This is a genomic window from Pseudomonadota bacterium (genome assembly GCA_037200975.1).
GTDB lineage: Bacteria > Pseudomonadota > Gammaproteobacteria > Steroidobacterales > Steroidobacteraceae > CADEED01.
Genome location: JBBCGI010000001.1, coordinates 2,724,196 through 2,738,564 on the forward strand (window position 1 = coordinate 2,724,196; position 14,369 = coordinate 2,738,564).

General features: G+C 64.7%; 13 protein-coding genes. 4 read left to right on the top strand and 9 right to left on the bottom strand.

The annotated features are described in order from the left end of the window. Nucleotides 1–31 precede the first annotated feature (31 nt). The gene (locus tag WDO72_12290) at nt 32–1,312 is read right to left on the bottom strand and encodes an MFS transporter (protein ID MEJ0086458.1); all 1,281 of its coding nucleotides are present in this window, start codon (nt 1,310–1,312) and stop codon (nt 32–34) included. 155 nt (nt 1,313–1,467) lie between these two features. Then, entirely contained in the window at nt 1,468–2,205 is a 738-nt protein-coding gene (locus tag WDO72_12295; protein MEJ0086459.1) for an alpha/beta hydrolase, read from the bottom strand. A gap of 670 nt (nt 2,206–2,875) precedes the next feature. On the opposite strand from WDO72_12295, the gene WDO72_12300 reads away from it, so the two are divergent. After that, nucleotides 2,876–3,499, top strand: coding sequence for an N-methyl-D-aspartate receptor NMDAR2C subunit (locus WDO72_12300; GenBank protein MEJ0086460.1), 624 nt, complete (start codon nt 2,876–2,878; stop codon nt 3,497–3,499). 198 nt (nt 3,500–3,697) lie between these two features. Further along, nucleotides 3,698–4,399: a hypothetical protein gene (locus WDO72_12305; protein MEJ0086461.1), complete on the top strand. Its 702-nt coding sequence runs from the start codon at nt 3,698–3,700 to the stop codon at nt 4,397–4,399. A 68-nt stretch (nt 4,400–4,467) separates the two neighbouring features. Here WDO72_12305 and WDO72_12310 read toward each other — a convergent pair whose 3' ends face one another. Then, nucleotides 4,468–6,990, bottom strand: a complete 2,523-nt coding sequence (locus WDO72_12310) for an ATP-binding protein (GenBank protein MEJ0086462.1) — start codon at nt 6,988–6,990, stop codon at nt 4,468–4,470. Nucleotides 6,991–7,151: 161 nt separating this feature from the next. Between WDO72_12310 and WDO72_12315 the strand changes: the two genes are divergently transcribed. Next, nucleotides 7,152–7,364 carry a hypothetical protein gene (locus tag WDO72_12315; protein ID MEJ0086463.1) on the top strand — a complete coding sequence of 71 codons (213 nt, stop codon included), beginning with the start codon at nt 7,152–7,154 and terminating at the stop codon, nt 7,362–7,364. Nucleotides 7,365–7,401: 37 nt separating this feature from the next. On the opposite strand, the gene WDO72_12320 is transcribed toward WDO72_12315, so the two are convergent. Continuing rightward, on the bottom strand, nt 7,402–8,247 hold the full coding sequence (locus WDO72_12320) for an ATP/GTP-binding protein (GenBank protein ID MEJ0086464.1): 846 nt from the start codon (nt 8,245–8,247) through the stop codon (nt 7,402–7,404). 93 nt (nt 8,248–8,340) lie between these two features. On the opposite strand from WDO72_12320, the gene WDO72_12325 reads away from it, so the two are divergent. Further along, the gene (locus WDO72_12325; GenBank protein MEJ0086465.1) at nt 8,341–8,958 is read left to right on the top strand and encodes a TIGR02466 family protein; all 618 of its coding nucleotides are present in this window, start codon (nt 8,341–8,343) and stop codon (nt 8,956–8,958) included. A gap of 76 nt (nt 8,959–9,034) precedes the next feature. Here the strand turns inward: WDO72_12325 and WDO72_12330 are convergent, their stop codons facing one another. The 5 genes from WDO72_12330 to pdsR form a co-directional block, all read right to left on the bottom strand. Next, on the bottom strand, nt 9,035–9,640 hold the full coding sequence (locus WDO72_12330) for a rhomboid family intramembrane serine protease (GenBank protein MEJ0086466.1): 606 nt from the start codon (nt 9,638–9,640) through the stop codon (nt 9,035–9,037). Nucleotides 9,641–9,762: 122 nt separating this feature from the next. Beyond that, nucleotides 9,763–10,239 (bottom strand): hypothetical protein, encoded by a 477-nt coding sequence (locus tag WDO72_12335; GenBank protein MEJ0086467.1) that lies wholly within the window; start codon nt 10,237–10,239, stop codon nt 9,763–9,765. Between the two features lie 27 nt (nt 10,240–10,266). Beyond that, nucleotides 10,267–10,812: a hypothetical protein gene (locus tag WDO72_12340; GenBank protein MEJ0086468.1), complete on the bottom strand. Its 546-nt coding sequence runs from the start codon at nt 10,810–10,812 to the stop codon at nt 10,267–10,269. 623 nt (nt 10,813–11,435) lie between these two features. Continuing rightward, complete coding sequence (locus WDO72_12345; GenBank protein ID MEJ0086469.1) at nt 11,436–13,568, bottom strand: ATP-binding protein; 2,133 nt, start codon at nt 13,566–13,568, stop codon at nt 11,436–11,438. A gap of 2 nt (nt 13,569–13,570) precedes the next feature. Then, on the bottom strand, nt 13,571–14,260 hold the full coding sequence (gene pdsR, locus WDO72_12350) for a proteobacterial dedicated sortase system response regulator (protein MEJ0086470.1): 690 nt from the start codon (nt 14,258–14,260) through the stop codon (nt 13,571–13,573). Nucleotides 14,261–14,369: the final 109 nt, after the last annotated feature.

Sequence of the window (14,369 nt, forward strand, 5' to 3'; positions counted from 1 at the left end):
CGGGGTGAGAGCCTCACTGCGCCTGCAGGATTTACGTCCGAGCTTCTGCCGCGAACAGCGGCTCCTTCGGATCGATGAACAGCCAGCACAGCGCGCCCAGCAGGTACAACGCGCCTAACAACCAGAACGGCATGTTCCAGTCGCCGAACCATTTCACCGAGTAGCCGACGATCGGCGCGCTGGCCATCGCGGCGATCTGGCCGGCCGTGTTCATCGTGGCGCCGACGGTCGCGGAATGTTCGTGACCGATGTCGAGGCAGGTGCTCCACGCGGGCGCGGTGGTCAGCATGCAGCTCGCGGCGGCGAGGCCGATCAACACGGCGGCGGCGACGGGCGCAGTCGACAGCGCGGCGCCGAGAATGAACACCGCGGCCAGCGTGTAACCCAGCGCGCCGGGGGTGCGCCGCCCGGCCCTGATGCCGAACTTCTTCGTGATGCCATCGGACACGTATCCGCCGAGGAACTGCGTGATCACGCTCAACCCCAGGGGCAAAGCCGACAACATGCCGAGCTCGGCCTTCTCGAATCCGTGCTGCTTGATGAGGTAGGTAGGCAGCCACGTGATGCAGAAGTAGAACGTGGCGCAGTTCGGCATGTAGGTGATGCACAGCAGCAGCACATTGCGCTGGCGTAACAGGCTCTTCCAGAATGGCCAGCCCTTGGGATGAGGCGCGACGGCCGGGCGATCGGCAAGGATCAGTGCGCGTTCGGCGTCGTTGGTCGCGGGGTGATCGGCCGGTTCATCGCGGAACCAGCGTTGCCAGGCGACGACCCAGACGAGTCCGATACAGCCGAATACCACGAGTATGGAGCGCCAGCTGAAGTAGTTGAGCAGCGGCGTGACGAGCAAGGCTGTCAGCGTTGCCGAAGCATAGGCGCCGGCAAAGAAGATGCCCTTGGCGGTGCCGCGCGAACGCAGCGGGATCCAGCGCGACATGACGCGCGCGACGCAGGGCCACGCGCCGGCTTCGCCCGCGCCGAACAGGAAACGGGCGACTATCAACGAGACATAGTTGAACGCGCCGGCGGTGATCATGGTGAAGGCGGACCACCAGGTCACGATTCGGATGAGTACGGATTTCGCGCCGTGCGTGTCGGCCCAGCGCGCGGTGGGGATTTCGAACAGGGCGTAGGCGAAGATGAAGCTGAAGAACACCCAGCTCATCTGGCCCTCGTCGAGGCCGAATTCCGCGGAGATTTTCGGCGCCATGACACCGATACAGGCGCGGTCGAGGTAGGTGACCATGGCCAGCGTGACCATGAAGAACACGACCACGTGTCGAGTGCGCGTCGGGCGCTGAGTATTGTCCAAGCAGATTCCCCCTAGCGCCCTTCATACCAGAAAAGGGGACATGCCTATTTATGAAAAGGGGACAGATCTATTTATTGAGTCTCGCAGTGCCGACCAGACGGCGGTGGACCAATAAATAGATCTGTCCCCTTTTCATAAATAGGCATGTCCCCTTTTCAGGGAGGGAGGAAGAGATCCAGGAGCTGGTTGAAAACTGGCGGGTCGTCGAGCTGGATCCAGTGGCCGGTGCCCTTGGCGACGGTGTGCTGAAACGCCGGCACCACGTTGTGCAGGCTCGATGCCGTATCGTTGTTAGGCGTGACGATCGCGAACTTCGGCCCCGTGTAACCGCGCAGCGGCGCGGTTGCATCGTATTCCAGGCTGCTCGCGGTGAGCTCGATCGCCGTCTTGCGCGGCAGACGATGCAGCGACGCCAGCAGTTTCAATTGCGTTTCCGCCCGCGCGCCCATAAACGGTCCTTCGCGCCAATACCGTTCGATGGCGCCGTACGGATCAGACTCGACCGCGGCACGCAGCTGCTCAAGTTGCTCTTTCGGCAACGCCGGGGCGGGTGGGGGATCGACGAGGCACAGCGCCTTGACGCGCTGGGGATACCTCCTCGAGTACTCGGCCGCAATCTGCGCTCCGGTGCCGTGCCCTACCAACACGAAGTTCTCCAGTCCCTGCGAACCGGCGACCGCCGCGACGTCTTTCGCGAGCTCCTGGATCGTGTAGCTGCCGAGCGCACCGGGCGATGCGCCGTGTGCGGAAAGATCGAACGCCACGCTGCGGCGTTTTGCCTTGAGGTGCTCCTGCGCCGCGCTCCAATGGGTCAGATCGCCGGCGAAGGAGTGCACGAACAACACGGGCGTGCCGCCCGTGCCGCGGCTGTCCGCGTTCAAGGTAAGGGCCATGGAGCCGCAACTTGCCGCGCGGCACCCGCGGGTTCTGTCGGAACGCGCCGCATGATGGTGTGCGTCACTCATGCGGGCTCGAGAAGCGCCGCCACCGCGGCCTCAAGGCCGCCCCAAACTGCCTCGCGGCTACCGCCCCCTTTGATATCAGCTGTTTACATGCAAGTCCGGCGCGCCGGCGAAAACGGGAAAAAGTCTCGGTTTGCAGGTATCCCGAAATTTCCTGGCTTGCCGGGCCGCCTGCGCACACGCCACACTGGGCACGCATTCAAACAAATGGCTCAAAGCGCTCTCAGAGAAGAGCCGGGGCCAGGCGAACACCGGGGCCGATGAAGTGACTTCGATTTCGTATCTACCTGCGACATTCACGACTCTTTTCTTTCTCGCCGCGGCGCTGCTGCTCGGGTTGATCCGGTAATACCCATGCCTCCGGCCCTGAGCTGATGCTCACACGCCGGTAGGACTGCGCCGTCCCGCACATCTCGTGCACGCGCAATTACGGGGCGCACGCGACGTTGTTAGCCTGTCTCCACCCTGAGGGCCGGCCAGGCGTGTTCCCACGACACTCCTGCCCGCATGCTGCCAACCGAGTTGCCCGGAACGTTCTGGTCGGCCTTTGGGGACCACCCCTTCTATGGATTTGCGGCCGCCGCGCGCGCACTCTAGTGCCATGACTCCCCTCGTCACTTTCGGGCGATGGAGCGAGATCTGTGTCGCGGTGGGCGTCGTCCCCGACCAGGGCGATTACCGGCGCATTCGCAGCGCCTGGCGCGGCATGGGTCGCCACTACCACACGCTCTCGCATCTTGAAGCCTGCCTGCGCGAATTCGATGCCGCACGGGAGCTCGTGCTCGAACCCGCCGAGGTCGAACTTGCGCTGTGGTTTCACGATGCGATCTACAAGAGCTGGCGGCGCGACAACGAACCGCAGAGCGCGGCATTGGCGGTGCGTACATTGCGCGCAGCCCGCGAAGATGTCGTCGACCGGATCCGGCAGATGATTCTCGCCACTGCGCATCGCGATGCCGGCTTCAGCGGCGACACGGCGTTGATCCTGGACATCGACCTCGCGATCCTCGGCGCGCCGCCGGAAATCTACAGTCAGTTCGAACGCGCGGTGCGGCGCGAATACTGGTGGGCGCCGCGCGCCCGGTACGTGGCCGGCCGAAGCAAGCTGCTGCGTTCGCTGCTCGAACGCCCGGCTATCTATCAGCACGACTGGTTTTACGCAAAATACGAGAAGCAGGCGCGCGCCAACGTCGCGGCGGCGTTGCAACAGCTCGAGTGGAAATAGCCGCGACGACGGCCTGCGGCAGGTACGTATAACGCTTGGCCGGGAAAACGCACACCATGGTGTCAGGTTTTTCTGACGATTGGATGCGATACCCCGCCAGGCGCGGGTGAAACAGCAGCCGCTGAACTTCGCTTGATGCCTGATTACACTTGCGGGCGGCGGTCAAATGCTGCCCGTTCTTTTTTTTGCGCATCGCTCATGAAAACCACCTCCATCGTCGCAGTCGTACTGGCCGCATTGCTGGGTCTGGCGTCGGTCGGCGGCATCTGGCGGATCAACTCCGACGCGCCGCGCAAGCCGTATCCCAAAGCGGCGCCACCGCCCGCTCCCTCGGCGGAATTTCATCCGGCGAAAGACCCTGCGCCCACCCAGGAAGAAATCGAACGCGACGCGCGCGAGCGGAATGGCGAACTCGCGCGCGGAATCGAGCGCGCGTTGCGGTCATCAAACCCGGTGGAGCTCGAGACGGCCTTCACCCATCTACTGTCGCAGCTGCTGCAGTTCGAGCCGGCGCGTGTGGCGGCGATGGTCGCGCGCCAGGCACCGGGCGATGCGCGCGAGACGCTGCGCACGGAAGTCGCGCGGCTGTGGATCACGCGTGATCCCGAGGCGGCGATCGAGTGGCTGAAAACCCTCGATGACGCCGAGCGCAGCGCGGCCGCCGCCGCCGCGGTGGATTCCGTCGCGGCCAGCGCGCCCGGCCAGGCGATCGAGGTGGCCTATGTATTCGGCATCGGCCGTGACGACGGGTACCTGGAGAATCTGGTGCACGGCTGGGCGATGGAAGATTTCGCGGCCGCCGCACGCTGGATCGGCACGCAGCCCGCCGGGGGCATGACCGAGCAGCTGCGCGCGCGCATCGAGCTCGTACGTTTACGGAAGAGGGCTGCCGGCGGCTGACATTGTTAGTATTGCGGCGCTTCGAACGTGGCTGATGGCGGCTCTTTTTTTATGCGCGAAGTAGCTAGTCAACCGGGGCGCGTGACGATGGCGGCCTTGCCGGCGGGCAGGGTCGCGCTGCCGGTCCATTTGTCGATCATGGCCTTGAGCGCCGTCAGCGAGAACGGCTTGGCGAGGTAGTCATCCATGCCGGCGGCTACACAGGCTTCGCGATCGCCCGGCATCGCGTTGCCGGTGAGCGCGACGATCGGAACGTGTGCGCCGCCGGTTTCCGCTTCACGGATCGCGCGCGCGGCGGCCAGCCCATCCATGACCGGCATCTGGCAATCCATGAGAATGAGGTCGAGGTCGGGGTCGGCCGCCGCGGCCAGCACGCCCTCGCGACCATTCGATGCGGTGGTGACGTTGAAGCCGAGCATGTCGAGCATCGCGCGCGCCATTTCCTGGTTGACCGCGTTGTCTTCGACCACCAGCGCGCGCCCGCGCGAACCGCTGGTCGGCAACACCCGTACGCGCATGCTCTGCGCGGTGTCCGCCGGCTTTGGGGCGGACAGCAGGTCCACAGTGCACAGCGGCTTCACCAAGCCGCGGTTCACTCCTTTGGGCGGCGTCGCGTCGGCATCGGGCGGCAACAACGCGATCACTTCGACCTGGCGCGGCGCGGCGGCCGTGCGAATGGCGTTCGCCGCCACTTCCAGCTTCGCGACGGCGTTCGAATCGATGACGACGCGGATGCGTTTCACCTGTGGGTCGAAATCCTGCAGCGCTGCGATCGCGGCGCTCGAAGAATCGACACTGACTACGTGGGAGCTTTCGAGCGACAGGGTTTCGCGCATCGCGCCGCCGATGATCGGGTGTGCGCCGATCAGGAGCACACCGAGATCCGCCGCCGGCGCCGGTTGCGGTAGTTCGACCCGCGGCACGCCGACCGGAATGCGGAATGAAAAGCGGCTGCCGACGCCGGCTTCGCTCTGCAGATCCATGCTGCCGTGCATGAGCTCGACCAGCTGGCGGCTGATGGCGAGCCCCAGGCCCGTGCCGCCAAACTTGCGCGTGACGCTGCCGTCCGCCTGTTCGAAGGCTTCGAAGATCCGCCGTTGCTCGTCCGGTGCGACGCCCACACCGGTATCGGTCACCGAGAAGTCCAGGATCGTTTCCCGGCCCTCGCCCGGCACGGCCGTGACGGCCAGCAACACGACACCGCTCTCGGTGAACTTGACGGCGTTGTTGACGAGATTGCCCAGCACCTGGCGCAGCCGGATCGCATCGCCGTGGATCGTCGCCGGCACGTTGCGCGCGATGTGCGCCGCGACCTCGATGTTCTTGTCGTAGGCGCGCGCGCCGAACAAACCGACCACCTGCTCGAGCTCGCGCCGCAGCTCGAACGGCGCGCGCGCCAGTTCCAGCTTGCCGGCTTCCGCCTTGGACAGATCGAGCACGTCGTTGATGAGCGTGATCAGCGCCTCGGCGGAACTCTTGAGCGTGCGGACGAAGCGCCGCTGTTTCGCATCGAGCGCGGTGTTTTCCAGCAGCGACGCCATGCCGACCACGCCGTTCAGCGGCGTGCGCAGCTCGTGGCTCATGTTGGCGAGGAACCGCGATTTGGCCTGTACCGCCGCCTCGGCCGATACACGCGCGCGTTCGAGCATTTCGGTCGTGCGCTTCTGCTCGGAGATGTCGGTGGTGACCGAAGCGATGCCGACGATCGAGCCGTCATCCGACAGCAGCGGAGTCTTCGCGACCAGCACGTTGTAGACGGCGCCGCCCTTCGCGTGGATCTCGGTCTCGTAGCGCATCGATTTCTTCGTGGCGAGAATCTCTTCATCGGTCTCGCGGTGACCGATCGTCTTGGGGCGTGCGGCATCCGCATCGAGCGTCTTGCCGATGATTTCCTGGCGCGAGAACCCCAGCATCTCCTCCCAGGCGGCGTTCACCATGGTCACCCGGCGGTCGGCGTCGCGAATGACCACGGGTAGCGGCAAGGTTTCCAGCAGCGCGTGCATCACGCGCAGCGTATTGCTGAGCGCGCGTTCGAGTTGTCTGCGTTCTGTGATATTGGCGTGGGTGCCGGTCATACGTACCGCGCGGCCATCGGCATCGCGCTGCGTGACATCGCCGAAGGTTTCGAGCCAGACCCAGCGGCCATCCGCATGCCGGACGCGATGATCGATCTGGAATTTCGGCGCCGTGCCATCCACCGCGGCGTTCAGTGCGGCGCGAAACAGCGGGCGGTCCTCCGGGTGCACGGTTTCGGCCAGGACATGCAGCGGCCAGACCCGGTCTTCATCTCCGCGGCCGGTGAACTTGCAGTAGACGTGATCGACGAACACCTCGTTCGTCGCGATGTCCCATTCCCACAACCCGAGGTCCGTCGCTTCGAGCGCGATCTTCAGCCGTTGAGCGCTTTCCGCGTGCGCGGTGCGCGCCTCGTGCACGTTGTCGACCAGTGCGAGACAGCCCTTGCGCAGCGTCTGCAAATCGACGTCGCCGCCCGAGCGCAGCGCCGCGATCAGGGCTTCGACGTCGGCATCCGACTCAAGGCCGAACGCGCGCGCCAGTTGTAGTTTCAAATCGGGGTTCACTTGATTCATGCGCGCAAGGCGCGACCTCGGAACGCTCCACTCCTGTAACTGGTGTCGGCACGCGGGGGGAATACTGAGGTTTGTTGCGGCACGGCAGCGGCGGCGCGAAGGCCTAACTGTGGAGCAATTCACACTGGCCGCCGGGAGCCGGCGCGCATAGAGTCGGCGGCATGAATCTGCCGCACGATCCTTCCAGGGAACCCACTACCGATCGGCGGGCGGTCCCGCGCCATATCCGTGATGGCGAACACGACGTGATCGACGAAGCCGTGGCGCCGGCAGGCGCCGAAAAAGCCGCCATCCGCCGGATGCTGTTGTGGATCTGCGCTGCGATCTTGCTGGCCGGCGCATTCGGACTGTGGCTCACGATGCGTGCCGGGTGAGGCGTCCGAGGGTGCCCACCCCGCGCACCGGAACTAGCTACTCGACCTTGAACGCGATGACCGTGTTCTTGAAAAACGTCGGTACGTAGACGGTCTGCGTCGCCGGATCCCAGCCGATGTCGGCGGTGCTGGTCTTCTCGGCCTTGCCGTCGAAGAGCAGTTCCTTGGATCCGTCGGCCTTCACGTACCACACGGCGCCGCTCCACGCGGAGACCAGGAAGTCGCCGCCTTTGACGTTCTCGAGGCCGTCGACGCCGCCCGGCATGCCGCTCGCGAGCACCGTGAGGGATTTGTCCTTCTCGACGCGGTTGAGGCTGTCGTTGTCGAGCACGTACAACGCGCCGTCGTGCACCAGCAGGCCGTTCGGGCCCTTGAGCGCTTTTTCATCTAGATAGACGGCGGCGGCACCATTCTTGACGACGTAGACCTTCTTGCCCTTGGAGTCCGAGACGTACAGCGTGCCGTGGTCGTTGACGAGGTCGTTGAGCTGTATGCCCTCGGGGATCGCGATCCTGTTCTTGATCTTGCCCGCTTCGATGTCGATGACCACGATGCCGCCGATGTCCGCGGCGTACAGCCACTTGCCGTCATCCGAGAGCGCCAGGCCCTTGGGGCAATCGAGGCCGGTCACCCATTCGGCGGCGATGACCTTGCCGTCGAGGCCGAGCTTTGCGATCGAGCCCTTGCCGTCCGCGTTCCACGGCTCACCGTCGATGTTCGAGACGTACAGCACCTTGCGTTTTGCATCGAGCCGCACGGATTCCGGGACCTTGAGGGTGGCGGCGGATTCCCAGGTTTTCGCGAGCTTGTGATCGGCGTGCGCGGCCGCGGCGAGTGACAGCGCGAGCGCGAAACCGCCGAGCGTGGCGAGAGGCTTCTTCATGACTGTCGATCCTTGGATGGCGCCGTGACGGAAGGGACGCAAAGTATAGGCCCGGCGCTTTGCGTGCCGCCACAGATTGCCTATGCTGCCCGCATGCCCCTGCAGACATTGTTCCCCACCCGTGTGTACACCGCGAAGCTCTCGGGAGCGGCGGCTAACACCTTGAATACTCGGTTGCTGCGCGAATGCCGCGTGCTGGCGCAGGATGACGCCGCGGGGCGGGCCTGGTCCGCGACTAACTATCCAGGCGGGTATACGTCCTACAACTCCGCGGCCCGCATGCACCGGATGTCCCCGACGTTCGCCGCGCTCGAAAAGCGCATCGATGCGCACGTGCGCGGCTTCGCGCGCACGCTGGATTTCGACCTCGCGGGACGCAAGCTCGCGATGACCGATTGCTGGGTCAACGTGATGACGAAGCAGGTGGTGCACGGGTTGCACCTGCATCCGCTCGCGTCGCTGAGCGGGACGTATTACGTGCGTACGCCACGCGGCTGTTCGGGACTCAAGTTCGAGGATCCGCGGCTAGAACGTTTCATGGCCGCGCCGCCGCGCAAGTCGACGGCGCGGCGGGAAAACAAGGTGTGGGTCACCGTGCCGGCGGAGCAGGGCAAACTCGTGTTGTTCGAGAGCTGGCTGCGCCACGAGGTGGCGCCGAACCCGAGCGAAGCCGAACGGATTTCGATTTCGTTCAACTACAGCTGGTTCTGAAAAGGGGACAGATCTATTTATTGAAAAGGGGTCCTGCCGGCCCTCTTTTCAATAAATAGATCTGTCCCCTTTTTCCTCACCCCGCGACCTGTTCGAAGGCGCGGCGCCAGGCCGGGAAATCCGTCAGGCCCACGAAGATCAATCCGGTGAACGCGCCATCCAGATGCGCGTCGTGATTGATGTTGTCGCGCTTGTGTTTCGACGCCCACCAGCTGTACGCGAGATATCCAAACGCGAACAACACCGCCGGGATCGGTATCGCGAAGTACAGGTACAGCATCCGCGTCGGGTAATAGACGATATAGGCGAACAACACCGCGAGGATCGCGCCCGACGCACCGAGCGCAGCGTAGTCGGGGTTGTTGCGTTGTTTGTAGACGGTGCCGAGGCTGCTGACGACGAGCCCGATGAAATACAGCGCGACGAAGCGAGCGGTGCCGATCCGCGCCTCGAGCCCGGGACCAAAAAAATACAGCGTCAGCCCGTTGAACAGCAGATGGCCGAAATCGCCGTGGATGAATCCGCTGGTGATGACGGTGTCGTAGGTGCGCTCGCGCAGCATCCAGTACGGACGCAGCAGGTTGCGTTGCAGGATTTGCGGCGACACGCGCAGCGCGAGGAAACTCACGACGGCGATGGCTCCGAGGATGAGCATCGAGGCCGGTGTCTGCGAAAAATTCATGGATCAGTGTCTCTTGGTGAGGCCGCGACGACGGCCGCAAGAAGCAAGGCAGTGGCCGTGAATGATGTACGCATGGCGCCGAACGATGCCACATCGGCCTGCAAATGTTCAGCGCGGGCGAATCATTTGCGCGGCTTGAAGCGGTATCCGGACGCGCCGGCCTCTTTGCAGCGATCGACTGGCGTGGAGCGTCGCGCCTCCGGCGCGTCGAGCAGCAGGTCGATGTTCTTGTTGACGTCCGTGGGGCGGCCCTTCGAAGCCTCGACCGATTTCAGACGCGCGTGGCCGCCGGATTTCCCGAAGGTGAAATTCTGGAATTCGTGTACCGGGCCGTTGTTAGCCTGCGTGACGGCTTCCACGCCCAACGTCCAGGCATCCTCGCCTGCGGCCTTCCAGGTGCGCGTCGCGCCACCGAACACTCCGTTGGCGATGAGTACGGTGCTGAGCGAATAACAACTGCCGGTGTGGTCCGCATCGGCGCCGGCGAATTCCAGCTCGAGGAAGTCGCGCGAGGGCGCGTCCTCCTTCGATGCCATGCGGTAGATCGCAAGGCCACCGAATACCACCAGCAACATCGCGGGGCCTGCCAGCGCTTTCATCGAGGTGCCTCGCGTCGCGTGCGCCGCTCAGTCATACGGAATATCGACCGAGCCTTTGCCGATCAGCGTCTGGTGCGCGTCGGATTCGGTGTTCAGGAATACGAGGTCGCCATCTTCGACGCCGACGACGGATTCATCGCGCGACTCGACCACCTGGAAGTTGCGAAAGTCGTCCGGCGTCGCGGGTCTCATGTCGGGTTCGTAGTACGGCATGGTCTCGACGTACTCGGCGGTCACGCGCGCGGTGCGCCGGTCGGTCGCGATGTCGATGTCCATCGATTTGCGCTCGAGCCGGTATTGGCGCAGGCGCGAGAAGCTGCCGGCGTTCGCGCAGTAGAGCTTGCGGCCAATTTCCATTTCGGTGGGCTGCATGTGCGGCTCGTAGCCCTGGAACCTGAGCTTCATCTTGAAATCCTTGCCGCGCAGCTCGCAGATCTCCGGCGCAAAGCGTTTGCGCGCGGCGTTGTCCGCCTGATCGATGAACTCGGCGACCTCCTGGCGCGTGACTTCCTTCTTGCACGCGGCGAGCGGCGTGCACAGGACTAACAACATTGCCGTGGCGACGAAACGCATGCGCCGGATTTTAGGAGGGTGCCGGGTGGGGAAAGTGGGGAGAGGTCCACGGTTTCAATCAAAACAGGTGGGCGAAGCACCTCTCCCCACTTTCCCCACCCGGCACCCTAAAAAAAAAGCCCCGCTTGCGCGGGGCTTGTTAGTTGCGTCTACGTCGACTTAGGTAATCGCTGTCAGCCGACCGCGTCGACTTCACGTGCTGCTATTCATCCGGCTGGAACGTTGGCGGCCTTTCGGCCTCCGGCTAAACAATTAAGCCCGCGTGTCGTGCCACGCATTTGTCGTTCCCACCAGTAGCCAGATTTCAGCTACCGGTTGCACCCGTGCCCGTGAGCAAATCCCGAGTTTCTATAGTCAATCTCGTCGCAAATTCTGCGTGTCGTTGTTTGTGTCCTGGGCGCATCACTCGCTGACGCAGCGCGGGAGACTAACAACTCGTAACTCTTACAACCGGCGCTGTGGGCCTTTAAATGCAGACACTTAGCGGCGGTTTCGGGGCTACGCGAGGCAGGATCATACGCCGAATCCATTTCGCCACAATGTCTCAATGGCGCGACAGCGGGTCAGGAAACATATCGGCGCAAAGACGGGACGCGGGAGATGACGCGGTCGGCCTTTGCGAATCAGCGCGGGAAGCGGACCGAGAAGCTCGCCCCGGACTCGTCGGGCAGGTTGGCGGCCTGGGCGGTACCGCCATGGAATTCCGCGATCAACCGGACGATGTAGAGCCCGAGCCCGAAGTGCGGACGCTTGTCGGTTTCCACCCGTGATTGCCACAGCGACTCGAACAGCTTTGCCGCTCCTTCGGGCGGCAGCGGCGGGCCGGGGTTAGTCACGGTGAGCTCGGCAACCGACGAATCCGCCCGCAGAACCACGCAGATCGTGGCGCCATCGGCGCTGAAATCGACGGCATTGTCGATCAGCTTGTCCAGCAGCTGCACGATGAGCTCGGGTGCGCCCGTGATCTCCACGGGTTCGGGTGGCACCTCGCAAGAGAACCGCCGCTGCGGGAATGCGCTTCCATAGGCGCCGACCGCGGCGCGCACCAGCGCCGCCAGGTCGAAGCGCTGGCGTTCGCTATGGGCGATGGCCTCCTCGACCTTGGTCGCCGCGCCCATGGCCGTGAGGATGGCGCCCAGCCGCTCGCTGCCCTCGCGCGCCCGCGCAATGTAGAGGCGGGCGTTGTCGCCCATTCCGTTCGAGCCCTGCGCCTCCGACTCCAGATTCTCGAGCGAAGAGCGGATGATCGTGAGCGGCGTGCGGATTTCGTGGGCCAGCTTCCCGGCCAGCGTTCGCAGGTAGCCGGTGTACTCATCCAGACGGCCGAGCAGCGACGAGAAACTGCGCGACAACTCGCCGAGCTCATCCTTCGCATCAGCCTCGGGCAGCACGCGCGACAGACTGCCCTCGCGCCCGAGCGCATTTTCGCTGGCGGTGCCGAGCCGCGTGATGCGCAGGGTCATGCGACCCGCGAACCAGAACGCCGCGCCCACGGCGAACAGCGTGACGATCAGCGTCAGGTTCAGCAGCCGCGTCAGCGCGCGGTCGCGCAAGGTGAGCCAGCGATCCGCGGTCTGGGCGAGCTGGATGACGCCCAGCACCTGCTTGCCGTCGGCCGAGAAGATCGGCGCCGCCGCGGCGACGATCACGCTGTTTTCATAACGCCCGGCGAACAGCGCGGTCTCCGGCTGGCCGCGCGCGGCCTTCGCGGTGAGGCTCTGCGCCGAGCGCTCGCGCTCCGGCTGGGAAACGCTGCGCGGGATCGCGCCGCCATCGAGGAACAGCCGGTACATGCGCGGCAGAAAGCCACGCATCTTCGTGTAATCACCGGGCAGCGCCGGTGCATCGAGCCGCGTGAGCGTGGCGCCGCTCGACGAAGCGACCGTCAATTCCACGCCCGGCTGCGAGAACTGCCGCAGGTGGTCGTTGAGATCGGGTGAGGCGGCGATCAGGCGGCCGGTGGCGCGCAGATCGGCGACGTCGAGCGTGCCGTAGCTCTGGCGCGCGGCGCCGCGCCGGTCGCGATCGTCGATGAGCACGCCGATGTGCTGGCCGACCAGCGACAGCGGAATGCCGATCTCCAGCACGTAGCCCTCCTTCGCTCGCTGCCAGACCGCTTCGATACGCGGTTCCTCGACCGCTTCCTCGCGGCCGTATTCGCGCGTCTCGATGCGGCGCGCCGGCACGGGACCGGTGCCGGCTCCGCCGAAGAACAACCGCTGCTGGCCGCCGCGTTTGTCGTCGAAGGCCAGCCAGATCCGGTCGCCGATCGTGTTCGAATCGAGCGGCGACATTTCGTAGGCGTCGAACACGACCTTCTGATCGCGGACCAGCAGCGCCAGGTACAGCCAGCGCTCGTGTGTGGCGGCCAGCAATCTCAGGCCGTCGCCGCCCGGTCCCGCGACGCGCACGAGGTTGCGTTCGTTGGTGTCCCACTCGTCGCTGCGGCCATCGATGAGCGGCGCGCCCGACAACACCACGGGTGTGATGTCGCGGGCGTTGTTGCCGTCGAGCGCCGGCAGCGAGTCGGCGCGGAACAGCAGTTCCTGCCGGCCTTTCAGCGACCCTGCGATGGTCGTGGTCACGGCCAGCAGCGACTGCTGCTCGCTTTCGCGCAGCACCGTTTCCATCTCGCGCGCGTACTGGCAGCCGGCCCACGGCAGCGCCAGCGTGGTCAGCGCCAGCAACAGTAGTTTGGTGCGCAGCCTGAGGCCCGAGATCGGACCGGCCTTCAGTAGTTCGAGGAAACCCGCCACGTTCACTCTACCCAGCGATATCCCATGCCATACACCGTGTGCACGGCGTCGAATTTTTCATCGACCACCTGGAATTTGCGGCGGATGCGCTTGATGTGCGAAGTGATGGTGTTGTCGTCGAGCACGACGTTCGCGGCGTCCATCAGCTGCTGGCGGTTCTTCACGTGGCCGGGATGTTTGGTGAGTGCGTAGACGATCCAGAACTCGGTCAGCGACAGCAGCACGACCTGACTATTCCATTCCACCGACATGCGTTCGCTGTCGAGCGACAGCGCGCCGCGGCGGATCACCTGCTTTTCTTCGGCGGGCCGGCGCAATGCGTCCACGCGGCGGAACAGCGCATTCACGCGCGCGATCAGATGCGCGAGCGACAGGTCCTTGGTGAGGAAGTCATCGGCGCCCAGACGAAGCCCAGAAACCGCATCGAGCTCGCTGTCGCGCGCGGTCAGGAAAATGATGGGCAGCTCCGGCGACAGCCCGCGCAGTTCGCGGCACAGCTCGAAGCCGCCTTCGGGTTCGTCTTCGAGCGAGATGTCGATGACGGCGAGGTCCGGCAGCCGCGCCACGAAAGCCGCCATGGCTTCACGCCGGTTGGGGTAGCCGCGCACGGCGTAACCCTCGCGCGAGAAGGCGGCGGCGTAGTTGTCGCGGATGGCGCGTTCGTCTTCGACGATGGCGATGGTTTTTTTCATGCAGCCGGCTTTTTCATGCAGGCGGCAAGTGTAAGGCAGCGGCGCCCGCGCCGGTGGCACGGCCACATTTGGTCACTTTCCAGCGGTGGTTCGTCATCAAGTCATCACG